At 62.2% G+C, this 22,036-nt stretch carries 14 protein-coding genes and 3 pseudogenes; 14 read left to right on the forward strand and 3 right to left on the reverse strand.

All coding sequences use genetic code 11. From position 1 onward, the window contains the following. Positions 1-11 precede the first annotated feature (11 nt). The 14 genes and pseudogenes from EN862_RS10615 to EN862_RS10680 all read left to right on the forward strand — a co-directional run bounded on the left by EN862_RS10615 (position 12) and on the right by EN862_RS10680 (position 16,768). Positions 12-1,175 carry a M20 aminoacylase family protein gene (locus EN862_RS10615; protein ID WP_126101832.1) on the forward strand — a complete coding sequence of 388 codons (1,164 nt, stop codon included), beginning with the start codon at positions 12-14 and terminating at the stop codon, positions 1,173-1,175. Between the two features lie 336 nt (positions 1,176-1,511). Continuing rightward, complete coding sequence (locus EN862_RS10620; protein ID WP_126101831.1) at positions 1,512-2,765, forward strand: methylaspartate ammonia-lyase; 1,254 nt, start codon at positions 1,512-1,514, stop codon at positions 2,763-2,765. Positions 2,766-2,780: 15 nt separating this feature from the next. Then, a pseudogene (locus tag EN862_RS10625) lies at positions 2,781-3,914 on the forward strand (CaiB/BaiF CoA-transferase family protein); the annotation flags it as partial. 1,093 nt (positions 3,915-5,007) lie between these two features. Then, positions 5,008-5,664 (forward strand): hypothetical protein, encoded by a 657-nt coding sequence (locus EN862_RS10630; protein ID WP_127229476.1) that lies wholly within the window; start codon positions 5,008-5,010, stop codon positions 5,662-5,664. 316 nt (positions 5,665-5,980) lie between these two features. Next, a complete protein-coding gene (locus EN862_RS10635) occupies positions 5,981-7,132 on the forward strand; it encodes a porin (RefSeq protein ID WP_126101829.1) in 1,152 nt (383 codons plus the stop codon). Positions 7,133-7,919: 787 nt separating this feature from the next. Continuing rightward, positions 7,920-8,882 carry a zincin-like metallopeptidase domain-containing protein gene (locus EN862_RS10640; RefSeq protein WP_126101828.1) on the forward strand — a complete coding sequence of 321 codons (963 nt, stop codon included), beginning with the start codon at positions 7,920-7,922 and terminating at the stop codon, positions 8,880-8,882. A 213-nt stretch (positions 8,883-9,095) separates the two neighbouring features. Further along, the gene (locus EN862_RS10645; protein WP_126101827.1) at positions 9,096-9,515 is read left to right on the forward strand and encodes a DUF2958 domain-containing protein; all 420 of its coding nucleotides are present in this window, start codon (positions 9,096-9,098) and stop codon (positions 9,513-9,515) included. A 79-nt stretch (positions 9,516-9,594) separates the two neighbouring features. Beyond that, on the forward strand, positions 9,595-11,325 hold the full coding sequence (locus EN862_RS10650) for a ParB/RepB/Spo0J family partition protein (protein WP_127229475.1): 1,731 nt from the start codon (positions 9,595-9,597) through the stop codon (positions 11,323-11,325). 535 nt (positions 11,326-11,860) lie between these two features. Next, entirely contained in the window at positions 11,861-12,184 is a 324-nt protein-coding gene (locus EN862_RS10655) for a DUF736 domain-containing protein (RefSeq protein WP_126101826.1), read from the forward strand. Between the two features lie 151 nt (positions 12,185-12,335). Beyond that, entirely contained in the window at positions 12,336-12,596 is a 261-nt protein-coding gene (locus tag EN862_RS10660; protein ID WP_126101825.1) for a helix-turn-helix domain-containing protein, read from the forward strand. Beyond that, positions 12,593-13,141 carry a S26 family signal peptidase gene (locus EN862_RS10665; RefSeq protein WP_126101824.1) on the forward strand — a complete coding sequence of 183 codons (549 nt, stop codon included), beginning with the start codon at positions 12,593-12,595 and terminating at the stop codon, positions 13,139-13,141. The genes EN862_RS10660 and EN862_RS10665 overlap by 4 nt, the downstream gene beginning before the upstream one ends. Next, complete coding sequence (locus EN862_RS10670) at positions 13,129-13,812, forward strand: lytic transglycosylase domain-containing protein (protein ID WP_126101823.1); 684 nt, start codon at positions 13,129-13,131, stop codon at positions 13,810-13,812. The genes EN862_RS10665 and EN862_RS10670 overlap by 13 nt, the downstream gene beginning before the upstream one ends. A 180-nt stretch (positions 13,813-13,992) precedes the next feature. After that, complete coding sequence (gene rlxS, locus EN862_RS10675; RefSeq protein WP_126101822.1) at positions 13,993-15,963, forward strand: relaxase/mobilization nuclease RlxS; 1,971 nt, start codon at positions 13,993-13,995, stop codon at positions 15,961-15,963. A gap of 73 nt (positions 15,964-16,036) precedes the next feature. After that, the gene (locus EN862_RS10680) at positions 16,037-16,768 is read left to right on the forward strand and encodes an AbiV family abortive infection protein (protein ID WP_126101821.1); all 732 of its coding nucleotides are present in this window, start codon (positions 16,037-16,039) and stop codon (positions 16,766-16,768) included. Positions 16,769-16,888: 120 nt separating this feature from the next. Here the strand turns inward: EN862_RS10680 and EN862_RS10685 are convergent. The 3 genes and pseudogenes from EN862_RS10685 to EN862_RS10695 all read right to left on the reverse strand — a co-directional run. Then, positions 16,889-20,031: pseudogene (locus EN862_RS10685) on the reverse strand (error-prone DNA polymerase); the annotation flags it as partial. Then, positions 20,028-21,346, reverse strand: a pseudogene (locus EN862_RS10690) (DUF6504 family protein). The pseudogenes EN862_RS10690 and EN862_RS10685, both read right to left, overlap by 4 nt. Then, positions 21,261-22,022: an ImuA family protein gene (locus EN862_RS10695; RefSeq protein WP_126101820.1), complete on the reverse strand. Its 762-nt coding sequence runs from the start codon at positions 22,020-22,022 to the stop codon at positions 21,261-21,263. Before EN862_RS10695 ends, EN862_RS10690 begins: the two are co-directional and overlap by 86 nt. Positions 22,023-22,036: the final 14 nt, after the last annotated feature.

The raw sequence follows: 22,036 nt of genomic DNA on the forward strand, positions 1-22,036 counted from the left end.
GGACTTGATAGATGCAGAAGTTTGAAAATTTGAGAGAATTGCAATCTGAGGTCGCCGGGTGGCGACGTCATCTGCATCAATACCCAGAGCTCGATTATCGATTGCATAACACGGCCAACTTCGTTGCAGAGAAGCTGGCTTCTTTCGGTATCAATCACATCGAAACCGGGATTGCTGAGACTGGGGTCGTCGCACTGATCCAAGGCGAAGGCGGAGAGGGTCCGACTGTCGGCCTGAGGGCAGATATGGACGCCTTACCGATTGCAGAAGCATCAAACAAGCCGTGGTCCTCCCGGGTGCCCGGCAAGATGCATGCCTGCGGCCATGATGGCCATACAGCTATGCTTCTTGGGGCAGCAAAGCATCTTGCTAAAACGCGGAACTTCAAAGGCACGGTCGCCTTGATCTTCCAGCCAGCTGAAGAAGATGGGCGAGGCGGTCAGAAGATGGTGCAGGAAGGGATTATGGACCGCTTTGGCATCTCACAGGTCTTTGGCATGCACAACTCGCCGGGTCTCGACGTCGGGAAATTCGCCATCGCTGATGGGCCAATATTGGCTGCGCTCGATGAGTTCGATATTACGATAAGGGGTAGAGGGGGGCATGCGGCAATCCCACATCTTACAATCGATCCGGTCGTTATTGGAGCGCAGATCATTCTCGGGCTGCAGACCTTGGTGTCTCGCTACACAGATCCCACGGAATCGCTCGTCATTTCCGTCACAAAACTGAGCGCCGCGCAGGCCTACAACATCATCCCCGATACGGTCGAGTTGTCGGGCACTGTTAGGACGCTGCTGCCGAGCATGCGAGACTTCGTCGAGCATCAGATTCTGGCGTCCGCTCGAGGCATCGCGCAGGGGTTCGGCGCAGATGTTGAGCTGAAATACCGGCGCCTCGAACCGATGACCATCAATCATACCGAGCAGACTAGTCTGGCAGTCGCGGCTGCTCGAAACCTCGTCGGCTCGGGTGCCGTGAATGACAAGGTCAAGCCTCTAATGGGCTCAGAAGATTTCGCCTATATGCTCGAAGCGCGGCCTGGCGCGATGATATGGCTCGGGAACGGATCGACAGCAGCCGTACACAACCCGGCTTACGACTTCAACGACGAAGCCCTCCCTTACGGGATTGGCTACTGGATAAGCCTCGTCGAGACGACATTGAAGGCATGAACCCCTGTAGCTGACCACTGCCCAGAATTGATCGGAGCGGTAGTCAAGATCCAGAGCCATCGACCAAACTCTCGACAAAGATAACGTGGACCCGGATGGGTGTCTGGCAAACGGCTCGGAATGAGACCTTGGATGCATGGAAAGAGATGTCTGACGCATCTCCAAATGCGCGCTCGCTACTCTCAGGCCAAAGCAGCGGGTGGACGTGTCCATCTGAAAACGCGATAGTGCCGTCCCGGACTCTATATTGGCGAACTCTGCCCCAAGTAGCGCATACTTAGCGTTCAGCTGGTGTGTGCGCCCATCAATGGCTCTAAATGAATCGAGCGAAGTGAAGTGCAGATCAAAGACGTCCTTCTTGCGCCTGGCAACGGCGCGTTCTTTTATGACGATCAAGCTGCCATTAGGTCCGGCGCGACCCAGGACGGCTTCATCTATGTCGGCACACCGACTACGCCTGGGTTTGATCGAATTCGCATTCCGGCATCGTCGCTCAGTGTCGGGCTGGTTCTTACCGACGAAACCGTCGTTTGGGGCGACATGATGAACGTCCAGTACTCCGGTGCAGGTGGACGCGGCCTTGTGTTCGACACCAATCAAATCTCGGATCTTACCTCACGCGCTGTCGTACCGCGGCTTCTTGATGTCGATGCCACTCAGTTTCGTGATTCCTGCACGAACGCTTTTCAGCTCGTCGAACATCGGCGTCTACCTCTGGCTATAGAGTATGGCGTCAGCCAAGCTCTTCTTCGCGCAGCCGCCCATCTCCACCGTAAGACGATGGCAGAGATCATATGTAGTGAGTTCGGGCTGCAGTTACCCACGTCCCGAGTCCCAATTTACTGCCAGAGCGGTGACTCGCGAGAAATCAACGTCGACAAAATGGTTTTGAAAGCCGTGGATGTGCTTCCCCACGGTCTGATCAACTCACGGCAGAAATTCGGCATCGACGGGCAAGCCTTCATGGAGTTCGTGAAGTGGGTTGCAACGCGTACGCGCCAAATCGGCCGCCCGGGGTATCATCCGGTGCTGCATTTCGATGTGTATGGCTGGATCGGCCAGGAAATCGGCCTGGAGCCGCAAAGCATCGCCGACTTTATCTGCAAGGTTGCAGATACGGTCCCGGATTTCACGCTCAACATCGAGTCCCCGGCGGATTTTGGTTCGACGCAAGCTCAAATTGAGAACTACGCCAAGATCGTATCGATCTTGGACAACCGGGGCTCCAACGCACGCCTTGTCGTGGATGAGAGATGCAATACGCTTGAAGATATTCGGCTCTTCGCAGAAGCGAAAGCCACGCATCTTGTCCAGATCAAGACGCCCGATGTCGGTTCAATTGCCGACACAGCGCGGGCCGTTCTCCTCTGCAAGAAAAACAAGGTCGGAGCGTATGTCGGAGGAAGCTGTACCGAGACAGATCTCTCCGCCCAAGCTTCTGTCCACGTATCCGTGGCAACCCAGGCCGACATGATGCTTGCAAAGCCCGGAATGGGTGTCGACGAGGCATTCTCAATTGTCGGGAACGAACAAAGCCGGTTGCTTGCGATGCTGGACCGTCGCCGGTCTCAAGCCATAAACGTTGGATGAAAAGCACGGTGTCGCATGCAAAACGCTCTTGAGGGGATCACTGTCGTAGCCGTGGAGCAGGCCGTGGCCGCGCCTTATGCATCGTCTCGCCTTGCCGATGCCGGCGCCCGGGTGATCAAAGTCGAAAGGCCCGAAGGGGACTTCGCGCGCAACTACGACAAACTGGTGCGGGAACAGAGCGCTTACTTCGTCTGGCTCAACCGGGGTAAGGAGTCGGTCTGTCTGGACCTGAGGTCGGAGGCGGACCGCGCCGTCCTGGACACGCTCGTTGCCAGTGCTGACGTTTTTATCCAGAATCTGAAGCCGGGCAGCATCGAAAAACTGGGTTTCGGGTCTGCGGATCTCCGTCGTCGTTTTTCGCGGCTGATCACCTGCGACATCTCTGGTTTCGGGGAGAAAGGCCCGTATGCCCATTTGAAGGCTTATGATCTCATCGTCCAGGCTGAAACAGGTCTGTGCGCGATCACCGGCACCCAACAGGGACCGGCGCGTGTAGGGGTCTCGGTTTGCGACATCTCGGCGGGCATGACGGCGCATAGTGCCATTCTTCAGGCACTCTATTACCGCGAGGTTACCGGCAAAGGGACCAGCATTCAGGTGTCACTGTTCGATGCCGTCGCCGACTGGATGAACGTGCCGGTTCTGCAACATGACTATAGCGGCTACCACACGGCACGCGCTGGCGTGAAACACCCGTCGCTTGCGCCGTATGGCGCCTATCGTTGTGCCGATGGCAAAGACGTCATCTTTTCGGTTCAGAATGACCGCGAATGGGTAAATTTCTGCGAGAAATTCCTGAAGCAGCCGGCGCTCACGCGCGCACCTGGTTTTGCCGATAATATGGAGCGCCTCGGTCACGGGGCGCAACTTGATGAGATCATTGAACTGCGTTTTTCCGAACTATCCTGCCACGAAGCAATGCAGGAGCTTGAGGCAGCCGGTTTGGCATATGGCCGACTGAACGAAGTGGCGGATCTTTCAAAGCATCCCCATCTTCGCAGGGTCGAGGTCGTCACACCCGAAGGAACTGTCGAGACGATAGCGCCTGCGGCGATCTTCAACTCGGAGCGCCCCTCGCTGCGCCCAGTGCCGGGTCTTGGCGCGCATACAGAGACTATCCGGGAAGAGGTTCTGGGGCGTTTGCGCGATACGGGCCACGTTTCTGGCAGCTCTGCGGTCTCGGCCATGCGGGAAAATACCAAGCGTTGCGCGGCCGAGGGGCTAGCGAAGGAAGTCGGGCGGCTCGGGGCCCAGCCCTTAACCATGAGATCATCACCTGGAGACCCAGAGGACCTTCTCCGGCCGCCGGTGTCATATATTTCCCTCCTCGCTGTACCACCATGAACCAACTTACGAGACGGCGCTGAGCGTCGTTCGCGCGGCGCGGGAGAGTGTTTCATTCAGGACGACCTTGCGAGCGGCGAAGCAGCGCGGTTTCCTAGGGACGGGCCATCTGCAAACGCGATGATATCGTCCAGAATTTTATATTGGCGAACTGAACACCACGTCGCGCATACTCGCAGCTAGCGGGACAAACGCCCGCCCGCAGAGATATGCTCCGGCGCCTGCAATAAGCGAAATGCCACATCTTACCTTCGATCTCGATGTGACTGGCGTGAGCATGGGTCCTGCTGGTGAATGAGGAAGCCTCGCTTGGTCCTTTGGTTGCAGACCCAGACCGCTGAAGCACCGGAAAAACCTGCTCTCGCTGCCGGGGAAGCCCGCATGAGTGGATCGAGCGATCTGGCATGATGAGAAGTCCTGAGGACCGGCTTTTACGTTTGGCATGAGAGAGGTGCCGCGCACTGACCAAGGTAATTCGGCAACAGTGAAGCATGTATGCGCTGTTAAATGCCATATACAAAGTTTATATGGAAAATAGTACCTATAAATGTGCAAACGTTCAATTTGTCCAAGTAAAATTCGAGACATAGTTGCATAAAAGCAACGTCTAATTTATATAGCTCTGAAAGATAAACTTTGCCCTTGCGCAAATGGGAGCCATGGGTAGCTTCGCGCTGCGAAGAATGCACTGCGATGTGCGTCCGTTTCGGTCGTCGGGGCAAAGATGGTCGTCAATCGACGTTCTTCCCCTTTTTGTTGAGAGGCACCAGGTTGAGGCCGCGAGACGGCTGCTAGTTCGCATGCGTGCGAAAACGCAATACATCGCAGTTCTCCAAACTTCATGTCTTCAACGCTCTTTCGGCGGCCTGTTGAGGGAATCCTATTGGGAAAGCCACCTATGTCCGGACCGAGTGATCTTGCGGATGAAAAACGCCAGAGCGAGCTTTCAAGCTTTGTCTTGAAGGAGGTGCAGCGCATTCTTGCCCAATGCGATGAGGCAAAGCAGGGCGACAAGGCTGCTGGCGCGCTTTCGGGTTCTCCTTCCGACAACTCGACCGCCGTGGTCGCCGAATTTCTTGGCAGACTCGAGGCCGAAGCAGCGCGACGGCTGGATGCTCAGGCGTGTGAGATCGCTTCGCGACCGCGGCCCGCCGATCATCCCCTTGGGCATCCGCTTCTGAAAGATCATCCCAGAGAAGGCGCCCGCATTGCTGAGTGGGCCGGTCCAGTTGCGGGGTCGACGCATCTCGAGAGACGTTTTGGAATACCGCGGTCAACGCTACATTGGTGGCAGCGGCACAATGATGTGGTTGCCTTTCGCAGAGGCTCCCGCAAGCATGTATTTCCCCTGGCTCAGTTCATCGACGGCAGGCCTATGCCCGGAATCCGGGAGGTCCTTTCCTCGATCTCCGATCCCAGACTGGCTTGGCTGTGGCTGATCAGCCCGTCGCCTCTGCTCAAGGGTCGTGTTCCTGTCGAATTGCTCAGGGAAGGCATGAACACAGAAGCTGTTGCGTCGGCCGCCCAGGCTATTTCTCTGATTGGATCTATCTGACGATTCGTCGGCGTCGTTGGCTGTTCGCGCACGCTCGATGTGGCCGCAAGCAGTGAATGTGCCAATTGTGCGGTTTGTACAAATGTATAGTTGTTCAATTTGTGCAAGTAATAACGGCTATTTAGTGATAAAAATACAACTAATACTGGTACATATTGCAGTGGAACGGAATTTGAACTTGCGCTATTCCGCCCGGTGAATAGCGTTCGAACCGGGAAGGATGCATCGCGATGCGCATCTTTTTCGATCGTGGGGATAGGGAACGGTTCGTCTATCGACGTCCTCGCCCTTTTCAAATCATTCAAGGAGATCAAGTATGAACATCAAGAGCCTACTTCTCGGCTCCGCTGCGGCCCTGATCGCAGTTTCCGGTGCGCGCGCCGCCGACGCCGTCGTCGTCGCCGAGCCGGAACCGGCTGAATACGTCAAGATCTGCGACGTCTACGGCGCTGGCTACTTCTACATCCCCGGCACCGAAACCTGCCTGCGCATTGGCGGCTATGTCCGTTACGACATCAGCGCTGGCGATGTCGGCAGCTTCGATGGCGCACGTTCGACAGACGTTCTCAACGGCAAGGACCAGGGCACCTGGCACAAGAACGCCCGCTTCGCGCTGAAGACCTGGACCGGCCAGGAAACTGAGCTCGGCACGTTGAAGACCTACACCCAGACGAAATTCAACTTCGGCAACAGCGCCTACTACGCTGGCGAAGACGGCAATCAGGCCCACAACAAGGGCGTTACGATGGATTTTGCCTGGATCCAGCTTGGTGGGCTCCGGGTCGGTTTGGATGATTCGGCCTTTGACTCGTTCATCGGCTATGCCGGCAACGTTCTCAACGACACCATCGTTCCTTATGGTGATTTCTCCACGAACCTCATCCAGTACAACTTTGATGCCGGCAACGGCTTCTCGGCCGTGATCTCGCTCGAAGAAGGTTCGGTCGACGTCAATAATGTCTTCTACGTGGGCACGATCGACAGCTATGTTCCGCATGTCGTCGGCGGTGTGAAGTACACGCAGGGCTGGGGTGCCATCGCCGGCGTCGTCGCCTATGACAGCAACTACGAAGAATGGGCCGGCAAGGTTCGAGCTGACTTCAACGTGACCAGCGAGCTGTCGCTGTTCGCCATGTTCGGCTACGGCACCGACAAGAATTCGCTCGATTTCGCAAGCGGTCGCGACTTCTACAAGCAGTGGGGCGGTCACTGGGCCTGGTGGGCCGGCGGTACCTACAAGTTCAATCCCAAGACGTCGTTCAACCTGCAGGTTTCGGGTGACCAGGACAAGAACTATGGCGTGGCGGCTAACGTCGCTTACGACGTCGTCCCCGGTCTCACGGTCACCGCGGAAGTTGACTACGATCACTACGGTCACTTCAACGACGGCACGCCGTTCGGCAACTGGACCGCTGCCGACAAGAAGAACAGCATCGGCGGCCTCCTCCGCTTCCAGCGCTCGTTCTGAGGATTGAAGGGCCGTTCGCCGCGTTCGAAGCGGTAACTGCGAGCCTTCAATTTGTGGCTGAACCATTGTGGTGAGGCTTGAAGAAATTGTCGGGGAAGTGCTTGATCACGGACCTCCAATCCGAGCATTTCGTCGATGAGAAGGGGCGCCCTGTTCCCGGGCGCCCTTTTTTTGCGGGTCGTCATCAGACTCGCGTGAGCGAGACAGATCGGCAGCATCCGGCCGCAAGCCGGTAGCGCATCGCATTGATCACCTCACCCTCGAGCGGACGGCTCAACGCTCAGATCAGTTCCCATGCCTGGTCCGTCAGATTTGGACGAGTGGCACTGGTTTTCTCGGCGATCTTTGCCATCTGGCCGAGCTTGCGACCTCATAAACCACCGCGCCGAAGGGACATTTGCAACTAGCCGGCATAGGGGCGCCCGCGCGCCTTGTGGCGCGCGCCGGGTGCTCGTGAACCGAGCCCGCTTGTCTTCGGCAAGCTCAGGCGGTCTCGGCCCTGCGGCTTCGCCCCCTGGCGAGAGGCAGCCTTTCGGCTGCTGACGGTCGCCGGCCTCTCGGCCGGCGTGGTTTTTTGTGCTGGCCTTCCCCGGTGGCGCGGGGTGGGCGGCACTCCCTTCTAGGCCCGCCGCGGCATCCCGCAACCCTTCGCTTGCCGCTCCGGGTCCTCCTCTTCGTTCCGGTCCTTCGGATGCGGTTCGCCTTTGACGTCGGGCCTTTCCGGTCGCTTTCGCCGCCCACCCCGCTTCCGGGGAGGGCGCGGAATTGAAGAGCGGAGGACCAGACGATGCGTGCAAACAGCAAGCGTTCCGGCAGCCGAAAGGCTGGCGCGGGCAGCGGCGGGCGCACGGGTGCCAGCCTTTATCAGGAAATCACCGACCGCATCATCGCCGAACTGGAGCGCGGCACCGTGCCATGGGTCAAGCCATGGGGCAGCGCAAAGGCCGGCCTCGGCCTGCCGAAGAACGCGGCCAGCGGGCGCGCCTATTCCGGCATCAATATCCTGATCCTTTGGGGCGCGGTCATCGAGCGCGGTTTCTGTAGCCAGAACTGGCTCACCTTCCGCCAGGCGCTTGCGCTTGGCGGCAATGTCAGGAAGGGCGAACACGGCACCACCATCGTCCATGCCGACCGCTTTGTTCCCAAGGACGAGAAGGAACGCGCCAAGGCCGATGGTGACGAGCCGCAGGCGGTGCCTTATCTGAAGCGCTTCACCGTCTTCAATGTCGCGCAGTGCGACAACCTGCCCGACCACCTCTATGCCGCCGCCCAACCGCTGCCAGAACGCGAGATGATCCCGCAGGCCGAGGCGCTGATTCATGCAACCGGCGCTGACTTTCGCATCGGCTGCGATCGCGCTTTCTACATGCCGGGCAGCGACTTCATTCAGGTGCCGCCGCAGCCCGCTTTCTTCCACCAGATCGACTATTACCGCAGCTGCTTCCACGAGCTTGGCCACTGGACCGGACACCCGACGCGGCTTGCGCGCGATCTTTCCGGTTCGTTCGGCTGCAAGGCCTATGCGCGCGAGGAACTGGTCGCCGAAATCGCCGCCGCCTTTGTCTGTACCACGCTCGGCATCGAGCCGACCGTGCGCCATGCCGACTACATCGGCTCATGGCTGACGGTGCTGCGCGAGGACAACCGCGCCATCTTCCGCGCCGCCAGCTACGCCTCGAAAGCCGCCGATTTCCTGCTCGGCGCTAACGCCGATGCCCAAGGCAGCGATCAGCAGGAGATCGCGGCATGAGTGCGCGCAATCCCCAAACGCTGCCGACCGAGACGACGCCGGAAGGCGACGAGACCCTCATTCCGGTGAGCGGCCCGTCAACACGCGCGACCGATTTTGCCTTCTCACGAACGCGCCGATGCGCCCGCGCGCGGAGCAGAAATCACCCGATCTCGGCCTCTTGGACGAGTGCATACGCAACCAAACCGACCTGTTCTGACAAGGAACTTTGCCATGATCCTGATCACCGACGACCTTTGCGCCCAACTGCTCGCCAATGGCGCGGCCGACAAGGAAAACGACCATGTTCCGGTGCTGAAACTGTTCGATCCGACCGGGCCGGCGACCTGGCTTCTGACCGAACTCGATATGGACGGCGACACACTGTTCGGGCTTTGCGACCTCGGATTCGGCTTTCCGGAACTCGGCAACGTCAGCCTTGCCGAACTTGAAAGCGTCAAGGGCCGGCTTGGGCTCGGCATCGAGCGCGACCTCTATTTTCAGGGGCGGTTTCCGCTCTCTGTCTATGCCGAAGCCGCGCGCCACGCCGGCCACATCACCGAGGAGGAGCGTCTGCTGCAACAGGCAGCAGACGGGCTTGCAAAACCCCATTCCGAGCTTCCGCCGGATACGGCGGAACAGACGCGCCGCTAGGTGCGAAAACCGTCCCGCCCGCGCCGGCCTCGTGGCCTTTGCGGCGGGGAAACCTCAACCAAACCGAAGGAGACAAATCATGCAGCTTGCCCATATCCCAATTGATCGGTTGAACATTTCCGCACTCAACATGCGCCACGGCAAACGCGCGCCGGATATCTCCGATATCCTGCCGTCCGTTCGCGCGCGCGGCGTCCTCGTGCCGCTTCTGGTGCGGCCCAACGGTTCGCCCGAAACCTTCGAGATCGTCGCCGGACGGCGACGCTATTTCGCCGCCAAATCGCTCGCCGACGAGCGCGGCGAAAGCGATGCCTTGCCCTGCGCCATCATGGAGGATGGCGACGACGCCGATGCGCTCGAAGCCTCGCTCATCGAAAACATCGCCCGCCTCGATCCCGACGAAGTCTCGCAATGGGAAACCTTCTCCCGTCTGATCCGCGAAGGCCGCGCCATTGCCGACATCGCAGCCACCTTCGGCCTCACCGAGCTTCAGGTGAAACGCGTTCTGGCGCTCGGCGAGCTTCTGCCCAAAATTCGCGAAGCCTACCGCCGCGAGGAAATTGACGCCGAGACGGCGCGCTATCTCACCATGGCGTCCAAAGCGCAGCAGAAGGACTGGCTGGCGCTTTATGCCGATCCCGAACAATACGCGCCGCGCGGCTTCCAGTTGAAGCAATGGCTGTTCGGCGGCCAGTCGATCTCCACCAAGGTGGCGCTGTTCGCCATAGAGGACTATCCCGGCCTCATCGTCTCCGACCTGTTCGGCGAGGACAGCTATTTTGCCGATGCCGACCTGTTCTGGCTAAAGCAGAACGAGGCGATTGCCGCCCGACGCGACGCCTATCTTGAGGCCGGATGGGCGCAAGTGAACGTGCTCGAACCCGGCCAGTATTTCCACTCATGGGACCACGAAAAGACGCCGAAGAAAAAGGGCGGCAAGGTCGTCATTACCGTCTCGCATCGCGGCGAGGTCGAGTGTCACGAGGGCTGGCTGTCGCGCAAGGAAGCGCGCCGCGCCCGCGCCAATGAAGGGGGCGGCGAGCAGGAAGAACAGGTCGCAAAGCCGTCACGACCTGAACTCACCGGACCGATGCAGAACTATGTCGACCTGCACCGTCATGCCGCCGTGCGCACCGCGTTGCTCGACCATCCCGCCATTGCCCTGCGCCTCATGGTGGCGCATGCGATTGCCGGTTCAAGCCTGTGGCAGGTGCGCTGCGAGCCGCAGCGCGCCGCCAACGAGACGGTCGGCGCCAGCGTGGCGGCCTGCAAGGCCGAAGCCGCCTTTGCCGAAAAGCGGCGCGAGGTTTTGGCGCTGCTCGGGCAACCGGACGAGGACGGCGCGGTCGCAGGCGGCAATGGCGACGCCTTCGCCCTCGCCAGCGTCTTAGCAAAGCTGGTGGCGCTCTCCGACGACGATGTCTTGCGCGTTCTCGCCATCGTCATGGCCGAGACGCTCGAAGCCGGCAGCGCCGTCATCGAGGCGCTCGGCAATCATCTGAATGTCGACATGTCCGCTTGCTGGCAGGCCGACGACGCGTTTTTCGAGTTGTTGCGCGACAGGGAAATCGCCAATCTGATGCTCGCCGATATCGGCGGCAAGCCTGTCGCCGACGGCAATGTTTCGGAGAAGGTGAAGACGCAAAAGAAGATCATCCGCGACTTTCTCGCGGGCGAGAACGGCAGGGAAAAAGTCGACGCCTGGCTGCCGCGCTGGATGAAATTCCCTGCCCAAAGCTACACCAATCGCGGCGGCTTCCGCACCGCCGACCAGTGGGCCAAGGTACGGCACCTGTTCGTGTCGGAATAATCGACCAAGCCCCAGGCGGCGGCACTTCGAGAGCCGCCGCTTGGGGCACCTTCTCGGGCGGTACCGGCCGCACTTTTGGGACTTTTCGGTGCGCACCGTACGCGCAATCTCGACGTCAGTTCGATGCATCTCGCCAGCCCTGCGCCACGTGGGAATGCTCGCAGAGGCGCATCTCGGATAAGCACGTCCCCGCTGGCTGCGGTGTCTGAAGCCGTGCCAAGCTCGGTACCCGCCGCGCCGCCTGCTTGCCGTGTCAGCCGATCGCGCAACTGTCTCCCAAGCGTGTTTTAGGACCATTTCCCTGCGGCTGGCTTGTCGACCTATGGGCGATCCGGCCCGCCCGAAACCCTCGGCCGGCGGCTTTTTTCCCCGCCGCCTGCGGCGGCTCCTCGCGCCGCTTCGCTTCAAAAAAGCCGCCCGCTCGGGTCCTTCGCTGCCGCTGCGGCCCTATCGGGTTCAGGCGGGCCGGATGCGCCCATCACGGTCCGCCATCGCAGGGGAATGGTCCCCGGCGACAGCAAAACAGGAGACCAACATGACCGCGATCGGATACGTCACCAAGCAGGACAATGGCGGCTACAAGGGCCAGCTCAAGACGCTCAGCGTCCGCGCCGACATCGACATCGTGCCCAACCAGGCCAAGAGCGCCGACACCCATCCCGACTTCCGGGTGCTGACCCAAGGCGTCGAAGTCGGCGCCGGCTGGATCCGCATCGGCGAGGCTTCCGGCAAGGACTATGTGAGCCTCTCCATCGCCGCCCCGGAGTTCGGCCCGCGCAAGCTCTACGCCAATCTCGGCCGCGCCGCCGGCCAGGACGATGACGACACCTACGCCATTATCTGGAATCCCGTCGACTGAACGGCGGACACTGGAGCCTCGCGCCGCAGCCGGCGCGGGGCTCACCTCAAAAAAAGCGGCGAAAACTCGCCCCCGACTCTTCGCCCGTCCCCGACGCGATCCCGCTCGCCCATCCTCGCCGTCGCTTCTCCTTGAAGACACGAGGATCATCATGGACGACGAAAACGAACGCGCCGCCCGCGCCAAGAAGGGCAGCCCGTTTCTGAACACAGCGCAAGCCGCCTTCTATATCGGGCTCTCCCAACGCACGCTCGAAAAGATGCGGCTCAAGGGCGGCGGCCCGAAATTCCGCAAGCACGGCCGCTATGTCCGCTATCACATCGACGAGCTCGACGAATGGTCGAAAGGCCATCCCCAGGACGCTACTTCCGAGCACGGTTCCGCGCCGTCCGACGAGGGAGGCCAGTCGTGAACCGGAGCCCTTCCATCCGTCTGATCGGCAGCGCCTTGCGGCGCGTTCGCGCCCGCAAGACGATCGCCATTGCCGCGATTGGCCTCGGCCTTCTGGGCTTCACCACGCTCGCAAAACCCACGCCCTTGCTGGTCTGGAACGCCTCCGCCAGTGCGCCGGTCGGGCTTTATCGAGTCGCTGCCGGAGCCCCCGCGCGCGACGATCTCGTGCTCGTCCGCACGCCCGATTTCGTGGCCTATCTCGCCGACCAACGCGGCTATCTGCCCCGCAGTATACCGCTGGTTAAACGCCTTGCCGCGCTGCCCGGCGAGCATGTCTGCGCCTTCCACGACGCGATCATCATCGGCGGCGACATCGTCGCGCGCCGGCTCAAGGTCGACGCCAAGGGCCGAACTTTGCCCTGGTGGAATGGCTGCCGGGCGCTCGGCCATAACGAGGTGTTCCTGCTCGGCAGTGAGACAAATCACTCCTTCGATAGTCGCTATTTCGGGCCGGTGTCGGCCGAAAATGTCATCGGGAGGCTCGTGCCGCTATGGACCGAGTGACCCTCCTGCTGTTCGGCGTGCTCGCTATCGCGCCATGCGCCTGTTCCGCCTCGACCGGCGCCGAGCCGGTCGCCATCTCCCAAACTCCGCAGCTGCGAAACTGGCAGGAGTTCGTGGCGGAAGCGAGCCGGCGTTTTCGTCTTCCCAAGGCCTGGATCTACGCCGTCATGGATGCCGAAAGCGGCGGCAACACGATGCGCGATGGCCACCCCATCACCTCGAGCGCCGGCGCGGTCGGCCTCATGCAGGTGATGCCCGGCACCTATGCGGAGATGCGGGTCGAACACGGCCTTGGGCCTGATCCGCACGATCCGCGCGACAATATTCTCGCCGGAACAGCCTATCTGCGCGCCATGTATGACCGCTTCGGATTTCCAGGCCTGTTTGCCGCCTACAACGCAGGCCCCGCGCGCTACGACGACCATTTGCAGCATGGAAAACTCCTGCCAAGGGAGACCGTCGACTATCTCAAACAGCTCAAGGCGGCCGGAGTTTCAGGCGACGACATCGACAAGTCCAACGGCAAATCTGTCGCTCCAAAGGCGCAAAACGCTCCCTCCGGACGGTCGCTGTTCTTCCTCCAGGATGGTATTCGCGCCCGCGCGCGAAACGCGGATCTCTTCGTCCCGCTCGGCAAGGAAGGCGGGCTGCCGAAAGAGCCGGATCACTAGCGGTGGCGGGCGGGGCGCGTCCAGAGGGGGCGGGGCGCGTAAGGCAAGATAAAGGCACCGCCTCCACGAGCCGGCCAAGTCGTTGTCTGCACATCGTTTTTACTGGAGGCTCCCTCCTGCGTCAGGAGAGCAGGGACCCGCAAGTGGCTGATTCGACTCTGTTGCGGCCGGAGGCTGGGCATGAAGGATGACGAGTTCCGACCGAAGCTCGGCAAGATAGGCGCCCGCGGCTCCAAGGCCGGCAAACGCTATGCCGGCCAGCTCCGTGCGGCGATCAACAGGGCCGGCGGCCGGCCGCAGCACGGCGGACGCTTCACCGGAAGCCGGGCAGGGCGCGGCGGGGCCGCCGCGGCGCTGCTTAAATCGCGCGATCGTTATGCCGCCTTCCGGCAGCGGCGGGTCGTCGTCAAGGCGCGGATCGTCAAGCTCGCCGGCAAGGGCGCGGACGGGGCGCGTGCGCACCTGCGCTATCTGCAGCGCGACGGCGTCACCCGCGAGGGCGAACCTGGCGAGCTCTATGGCGCCGACAGCGACCGCGTCGACGGCAAGGCGTTCCTCGATCGCGCAAACGGCGACCGGCATCAGTTCCGCTTTATCGTGGCACCCGAGGACGGCATCGAGTACGAGGACCTCAAGCCGCTCACCCGGCGCCTTATGGCGCAGATGCAAGAAGACCTCGGCACGAAGCTCGACTGGGTGGCCGTCGACCATTTCAACACCGGCCATCCGCACAGCCATATCATCGTTCGCGGCAAGGACGACCGCGGCGACAATCTCGTCATCGCGCGTGAGTATATTTCGAGCGGCATCCGCGAGCGCGCCGCCGAGCTGGTCAGCCTCGATCTTGGTCCACGCACCGATCGCGAGATCGAGCAGCGCCTGCGCCAGGAAATCGAGCAGGAACGCTTTACCAGCATCGACCGTCGGCTGCTCAGCATTCGGGATGATGACGGCCTGGTCTCGCCGGCGAGCGGCGACGCCTTTCGGCAGACGCTGCACCAAGGCCGCCTGCGCAAGCTCGAGCGCATGGGGCTGGCCGAGGAAGTCGGCGCTGGCGCCTGGCGTCTCGGTGATGAGCTCGAAACGACGCTGCGCCGTATTGGCGAGCGCGGCGACATCATCAAGACCATGCACCGCGAGCTGAGCGGCAAGGGGCTCGCCCGCAGTGCCGCCGATTGGGCAATCCACGATCGATCCGGCGAGCCGATCCAACTTCTCGTCGGTCGCGTCGTCGCGCGCGGGCTGGCCGACGAAATCAATGACCGGCATTACCTGATCGTCGAGGGCGTCGACGGCAAGAGCCATTGGATCGACATCGGCAGAGGCGAGGCGATAGAACCGATGCCTGATGGCTGCATCGTGCGTGTCGCGCCGAGGAACACCGAGCCGAGGCGGGTTGACCGCACCGTCGCCGAAGTCGCCGGCGCGCATGGCGGTCGCTACAACGTCGATATCCATCTGAGGCATGATACATCCGCCACCGAGAGCTTTGCGCAAACGCATGTACGGCGGCTGGAGGCGATCCGCCGCGCGACCGGCGGCGTCGAGCGAGAGCCGAACGGCACCTGGCTCGTCTCGCCAGACCATCTCGATCGTGTCACGGAATACGAGCGCCAGCGGGCCAGGGCCGAGCCTGTCGTTGTCGACAAGCTCTCATCAATGCCGCTGGAGCGCCAAGTTACCTTCGACGGCGCCACCTGGCTCGACCGGGAGCTGGGTGCGGAGAGACCGGAGGCGTTGCGCGACTCTGGGTTCGGGCGTGAGGTTCGCGAGGCGCAAGCCCGCCGGCGGCAGTGGCTGATCGCGCAAGGCCTCGCGCATGAAGAGCAGGATCGGATCGTCTATCGCGCCAACATGCTTTCGATGTTACGGCAGCGCGAACTGAACCGTGTTGCCGGGCAGCTGTCGGAGGAGCTTGGACTGTCTTATGTCGAAGCCCGGTCTGGAGACGAGTGGAGGGTAGGCTCCGTCGCTCCGTCGAGCTTGCCAGCGGAAAATAATGCCGTCCTTGAAAAGTCGCGAGAGTTCACGCTGGTGCCATGGCGGCCGGTGCTCGAGCGGCACATCGGCAAGGAGGTTTCCGGGATCGTGAGCGGGGAGGGGATTTCATGGACCATCGGCCGGCAGAGGAGCGGGCCTACTGTATCGTGACATGGCTGCACGGAATCGTCGCCGGCGCGCCCGAAGTGACGGGCGCGGCGGACTGGAATAAGCTGGACAAGGGATGAGCGATAAAGAGCGGGACGGCATAGTGGAGAAAGCGGCGAAGTCGGATCGGGTATCGTTGAACATTCTCGTCCGAGGAGCCGAAAAGACATTCGACAACGCGGAACGCCTTTTTGTCGAGGCGGAGCTCTTGGCGAAAGCAGGCGCTGTGGCACGGGCGCTGTGTCTGCATCAGATATCGCTCGAGGAATGCTCGAAGGTCGACAGCCTCGGTGCCTGGGCAGTCAGCCTGGTTGTCGGTTTTGACGTCGATCAGAAGAAGGTCCTGTCCGCCTTCGCGCGTCATGCGTCGAAGAACAAGTCCAATGCGTATATGCTCAAGGCATCCGAGGCGGAGAGTGAGGCCAGATTGCGTGGTGACTGGGACGGCGCGATGGCGGCATTCAAGGACAGCCAGGAGGCGTTTCACGAGAGATCAAATCAAGCCAAGAACGCCTCACTTTACGTCGACTGGATCGACGGTGAGTTTGCCGCCCCGAGTGAACGCATCAGCAAGGAGATGCTGGCCGAGATCACTGAAAGGAACGCAGAGTTTCTCGGTAACAGCCACAATTCGCTGAAGATGCTGAGACGTTTGGAAGAATCGCCAGACAAGATGCGAGGCCTGCTTTCGGGGTTCGTTGAGCAGGTCGAAAAGCTCCGCGAGGAAAAGCAGGACAACCCAATGGAAGCGATGGAGGCATTGCTGTCGAGCTTCCTTGAAGCCGGCATGCGCGAACTGAAGGGCTAGGGCGTCGCTTAGTGAAAATCCCGGCTCCTCACCTATTTGCAACGTGGGGTCAACGAGGTCACGTGGTCTGAAGCCCCTGGGTAAGCTCCGCGGATCGACTCCCGGTCCCCTGTGACGAGCTTCGTCGCCTCGCCCATGCGGAAGGGGAAACGGCGTCTCGCGGTTGCCCACACTGGCAAGGTCCCCCGAAAGGTCGATGAGTTGGTGTGCAACGAGATGGACCACTTCGCCCTCACGCTGAATCTTGCCGCGAACGCTGAGCATAGAGGAGGAGAGCAGCACGCGGCGATACTTCTCGAAAACCTTGACCCAGACGACGACATTGGCAGAGCCGGTCTCGTCTTCCATCGTCAGGAACATCACGCCCTTGGCCGAGCCGGGCCGCTGACGGACAAGAACAAGGCCGGCCGCCTCCAGCCAGCGTCCGTCGCGCGCCTGCATCGCTTCCCTGCAGGTGACGATGGCGCGCCGGGCAAGGTCACTGCGCAGGAACGAGAGCGGATGGTTGCGCAGGGTGAGACCGACATGCCGTAATCCTCGACCACTTCCCGACCGGCCGTCATCGGCCGAAGCGACAAAGCGGGCTCATGGATTTCCGAGACTGTCTTCTGTTCGCGCGCCGAGGCGGCGGCAAAGAGGGGCAGGGGTTCGTCGCGCAACCCCTTGAGTGCCCATAGAGCTTCGCGGCGCGCGAGACCGAGGCTGGAACGGAAGGCATCCGCCTCGGCCAGTTGGACCAGAGCTGCCGACGGCATGCCAGCGCGATGCCAGAGATCGTCGATGGATGCGAAGGGCTCGTCAGTCCGGGCTGCTACGATCGCCGCCGCGTCCGCATTGGCTAGCCCTTTGACGAGGCGCAGGCCGAGGCGGACGGCGAAGCGTCCGTCCTCGCCAATCGGCTCCAGCGTGCAATCCCACCGGCTCGCATTGATGCAGACCGGCCGGATCTCAACCCCGTGGGCCTGGGCATCGCGCACGATCTGGGCCGGCAGGTAAAAGCCCATTGGCTGGGAATTGAGCAGCGCACAGCAGAAGACCTCGGGATGGTGGCATTTCATCCAGCTCGAGGCATAGGCGATGAGCGCGAAGCTGGCAGCATGGCTTTCGGGAAAGCCGTAGCTGCCAAAGCCTTCGAGCTGCTTGAAGGTGGTCGCGGCGAATTCCGGCGTATAGCCGTTGGCGATCATGCCGCCGATCAGCTTGTCGCGAAATCTGCTTACGCCGCCAGTGTGCTTGAAGGTCGCCATGGCGCGGCGCAGCTGGTCGGCCTCGCCGGCACTGAAGCCGGCGCAGACCATGGCGACCTGCATGGCCTGCTCCTGGAACAGAGGGACGCCCAAGGTCTTGCCGAGCACGCGCTCGAGCTCGGGGGTCGGGAACTCGACCGGCTCCTTGCCCTCCCGGCGGCGCAGATAGGGGTGGACCATGTCGCCCTGAATCGGACCGGGGCGGACGATGGCGACCTCGACCACCAGGTCATAGAAGGTGCGCGGCTTGATGCGGGGCAGCATCGACATCTGGGCGCGGCTCTCGATCTGGAAGACCCCGATCGTGTCCGCCTTGCGGATCATGGCGTAGGTCGCCGGATCTTCGGCCGGGATGGTGGCCAAGTCGAGGGTCATGCCCTTGTGCTCGGCCAGCAGATCGAAGCTGCGTTTCATACAGGTGAGCATGCCAAGCGCCAGGACGTCGACCTTCATGAATTTGAGAATGTCGATGTCGTCCTTGTCCCACTCGATGACCTGGCGATCGGCCATGCGGGCGGGCTCGATCGGCACCAAGTCGTCGAGCCGGTCATTGGTCAGAACGAAGCCGCCGGGATGCTGTGACAGATGCGGGGGCGTGCCCTCGAGCTGTTGCGCCAGTTCGAGCGTCAGCCGCAGCCTCCGATCGGCCACGTTGAAATTGAGCTCTCGAGCGCGCGTCTCGTCGATGCCTTCGCCGTGGCCCCAGACCTGGGGCGAGAGCAACTTGGTGACGTCCTCGGGCAGGCCGAGAGCCTTGCCAATGTCGCGGACCGCACCTTTGGTGTGATAGCGCACCACGGTCGAGCAGAGGGCACTGTGGTCGCGGCCATAGGTCTCATAGACCCACTGCATGACGATTTCGCGCCGCTCATGCTCGAAAACGACATCGATATCCGGGGGCTCGTTGCGCTCCTGCGAGACAAAGCGCTCGAAAAGAAGATTGTTGCGCTCGGGATCGATGCTGGTGATGCCAAGCACGTAGCACACGGCGGAGTTCGCTGCCGACCCTCTGCCCTGGCACAGGATGTCCCTGCTGCGCGCGAACTGCACGATGGCGTTCACGGTCAGGAAGTATGGGGCGTATTGCAGGATCTCGATCAGGCGCAGTTCATGCTTGATGACAGCCACCACCTTGTCGGGGACGCCCTCGGGATAGCGGCGCTCCGCGCCTTCCCAGGTGAGCTTTTCGAGCGCCTGCTGCGCCGTCAGCCCGGGCAGCATCTTTTCCTCGGGATACTGGTAGGCGAGTTCGTCGAGCGAGAAGCGGCACTGCCGGGCAATCTCGACCGTACGCGCAAGCGCCTCCGGATAGCGCGAAAACAGGCGTTCCATCTCCTCGGGCGGCTTGAGATAGCGGTCGGCGTGGCGCTCGCGCCGAAACCCCAACTCGTCGATGGTGATGTTGTGGCGAATGGCGGTCACTACGTCCTGGAGGATGCGCCGGCCGGGCTCGTGAAACAGAGCGTCGTTCGTCACCACCGTCGGCACCCTCATTTGGACGGCAAGGTTTGCGAGTTCGTGCAGCCGGACCTGGTCATTGGGTCGGCGACGCAAGGTGAGGGCCAGATAGGCGCGATCGCTGAAGGTCTCCCGCAGGCGACGCAGTTGCATCGCGCAGTTGTCGTCAGCCCGATCGGGAACGAGAACGGCGATCAGGCCCTCGGCATAGTCGGCCAGGTCGCTCCATTCGAGATGGCATTGGGCCTTGCCGCCGCGTTTCTTGCCGAGGGTCAGCAGCCGGCACAGACGCGAATAGGCGGCCCGATCGGTGGGATAGACGAGCAGGGACATGCCGTCGACGAGATCGAGGCGACAGCCGACGACGAGCCTGACGCCGGTGTCCTTGGCGGCCTGATGTGCCCGCACAATGCCGGCTAGAGAATTTCGGTCGACTACAGCCAAGGCCTCAATGCCGAGCGCCGCCGCCTGCGCGAACAGCTCAACGCAAGAGCTGGCGCCGCGCAGGAACGAGAAATGGCTGGTCACCTGCAATTCGGCATAGCGCGGGGTGGTCATGCGAAGACCCCGTGCAGGAACCATTTGTGCGAGCCGGTCTCGCGATCCTCGCCGTCACCGGCGCGGTAGATCCAGAAGCGCTCGCCGGACTCGTCCTCCACCTGGAAATAGTCGCGCACGGCGATTAGTTCGGCGTCGCGCTGCCACCATTCACCGAAAACGCGTTCGGGACCGTCTGCCCGCGCGACGCGATGCCGGATGCCGCGCCAACTGAACCAGACCGGCGGATGGTCGGGTAGCAGCGCCATGGTCTCAATGGGTTCGGGGTGGGTCAGCAGACGCGCCGGGCGAGGCCAGTCACTGGGCGAACTCGTCCCGTCGTCCGGCGCATTCGGTGCGATGCGGCGGACTGAGCGTTCGGGCACGTCACTCTCGACCGGGGCAAAGCGGTAGAGCCGCTGCTCGCCGATACGGTTGGCAAGCACGTCGATGAGATCGGTAATGTCGGGCTCCGGCTCCTCGACCAGTGAGGAGATGATCTGCTTGGCTCCGAAGGGCTCGGCGAGCGTTGCGGCCAGGGTCATCACCTCGATGCCGAAACCGGGATCGACGCTCTCGATCCGGTCGGTAAGGAGACGGGTCAGCCGTTTGACATCGCGCACTGGCACGGCGGTGCCGACGCGAATGGCCTCGATGCGGTTGTCGACACGATGAAACAGGAGGTCTAGCCGGCGTGGCCGAGCCCCTTGGCCTCGAGCGCTTCGCAAAGCGCCGCGACGAGCTTGCCGATATAGCGGGCTATGGTCTCGGCGGCGCCGATAGGCTCGCCGAAGGCCCGGCGAACCTCGATGAGTTCGGGAGAGCGGGCGGGCTCGAAGGGTTCGCTTCGCCGCCCCATGGCCTGGTCCAGGCGACGGCCGAGTTCGGGCCCGAAGCGCAGGGTGAGAGAGGCGCGCGCCTCGATACCGGAGGACGCCATGCGCGAGACGAGTCCCTCGAGCATGGCGTCCTCACCGCCATGCAGATGGTCGGTGCCCGTGGTGTCGATGATCAGGCCATCGGGCGGATCGGCGGCGACGATTGGCGCATAGCGCAGCGACCAGAGCGCCATTCTATCGAGTGCCGCGTTATCGCCGGCGGCATCCAGGTCGAAGCTCTGCACGTTGGGCACCAGCACCTGGGCCTTGCTCGCCGGCATGCCGACGCGCAGGCCGGCCGCGCGCGCCCCCGCATCGGTGGCCAGCACGAGCCGCCGGTTTCCCTGCCGGCCGAGCATGATGACCGGGGTTTCAACCGAGGGCGCGGATTGGCCCATGGCGCGCCGCAGGCGATCGGTCGGCCAGGTCGGAAAATAGAGCGAGACGACCCTTGTCATCGCAGGCTTCCACTTCAAAATCGGCGCTTTCTCCAGCCCGCACCCGGATCAGCTCGAGCTGCCAGCGAGCGCGGCCGATACCGGGGACCGGCAGGGGGCGGGAGGGGAGCGCGGTGACCCGCCAGCGGGTGACCGCAGCGGTTGGTTGTCCAAAATCGGTCGCCTCGGTCTGTCGGCGCCAACGGCGGATGGCGATGCCGATGGCGCCGGAGGTTTCGGCGGCAAGTTGCAGTCGGCGGGAGGCGGTCATTGAGAGCCGAGCCAGTTCGGCAACGACGGCCCCGAGCCCGCCATGGCGAAGCCCTTCCTCGAAACAGGCGAGCACGGAAGCTTCGTCGCCGGCCTCGACATAGACGACGCGGCCTGGGAGCAGACCGGCCTGGGCGAGGGCGGGCGCAAAGAGATCCTGCCGCGTAACGCACCACAGCACCTTGCCCTTGGTTCGAGCGGTAATGCCGGCGGCAAAAAGCGCCGCCGCGGCGCCATCGATCGCTCCGTTTCGGCCGCCGGCGATCTCGTGCAGCGCGCCGAGCGCCAGCCCGCCTCCCGGCAGGACCTTGTCGATGGCGGGAACGCCGAAGGGAAGCGACGCACGGTTACGCGTCGGCCCGCCCTCGAGGCGCGCGATTCGCTCGCGAAGCGCGGCGATAGCAGGGCTGGCGGCCGGCTGACCCATGGACGAACCACTCT

Origin of the sequence: Mesorhizobium sp. M2E.F.Ca.ET.219.01.1.1, assembly GCF_004016445.2 — a bacterium.
Taxonomy (GTDB): domain Bacteria; phylum Pseudomonadota; class Alphaproteobacteria; order Rhizobiales; family Rhizobiaceae; genus Mesorhizobium.

What these genes read in the sequence shown, in the direction of transcription:
- EN862_RS10635 (WP_126101829.1), top strand. Translation starts at nt 5,981, where the DNA reads ATGAACATCAAGAGCCTACTTCTCGGCTCCGCTGCGGCCCTGATCGCA.
- EN862_RS10670 (WP_126101823.1), top strand. Translation starts at nt 13,129, where the DNA reads ATGGACCGAGTGACCCTCCTGCTGTTCGGCGTGCTCGCTATCGCGCCA.
- EN862_RS10615 (WP_126101832.1), top strand. Translation starts at nt 12, where the DNA reads ATGCAGAAGTTTGAAAATTTGAGAGAATTGCAATCTGAGGTCGCCGGG.
- EN862_RS10640 (WP_126101828.1), top strand. Translation starts at nt 7,920, where the DNA reads ATGCGTGCAAACAGCAAGCGTTCCGGCAGCCGAAAGGCTGGCGCGGGC.
- EN862_RS10645 (WP_126101827.1), top strand. Translation starts at nt 9,096, where the DNA reads ATGATCCTGATCACCGACGACCTTTGCGCCCAACTGCTCGCCAATGGC.
- EN862_RS10655 (WP_126101826.1), top strand. Translation starts at nt 11,861, where the DNA reads ATGACCGCGATCGGATACGTCACCAAGCAGGACAATGGCGGCTACAAG.
- rlxS (WP_126101822.1), top strand. Translation starts at nt 13,993, where the DNA reads ATGAAGGATGACGAGTTCCGACCGAAGCTCGGCAAGATAGGCGCCCGC.
- EN862_RS10650 (WP_127229475.1), top strand. Translation starts at nt 9,595, where the DNA reads ATGCAGCTTGCCCATATCCCAATTGATCGGTTGAACATTTCCGCACTC.
- EN862_RS10680 (WP_126101821.1), top strand. Translation starts at nt 16,037, where the DNA reads ATGAGCGATAAAGAGCGGGACGGCATAGTGGAGAAAGCGGCGAAGTCG.
- EN862_RS10630 (WP_127229476.1), top strand. Translation starts at nt 5,008, where the DNA reads ATGTCCGGACCGAGTGATCTTGCGGATGAAAAACGCCAGAGCGAGCTT.
- EN862_RS10660 (WP_126101825.1), top strand. Translation starts at nt 12,336, where the DNA reads ATGGACGACGAAAACGAACGCGCCGCCCGCGCCAAGAAGGGCAGCCCG.
- EN862_RS10695 (WP_126101820.1), bottom strand. Translation starts at nt 22,022, where the DNA reads ATGGGTCAGCCGGCCGCCAGCCCTGCTATCGCCGCGCTTCGCGAGCGA.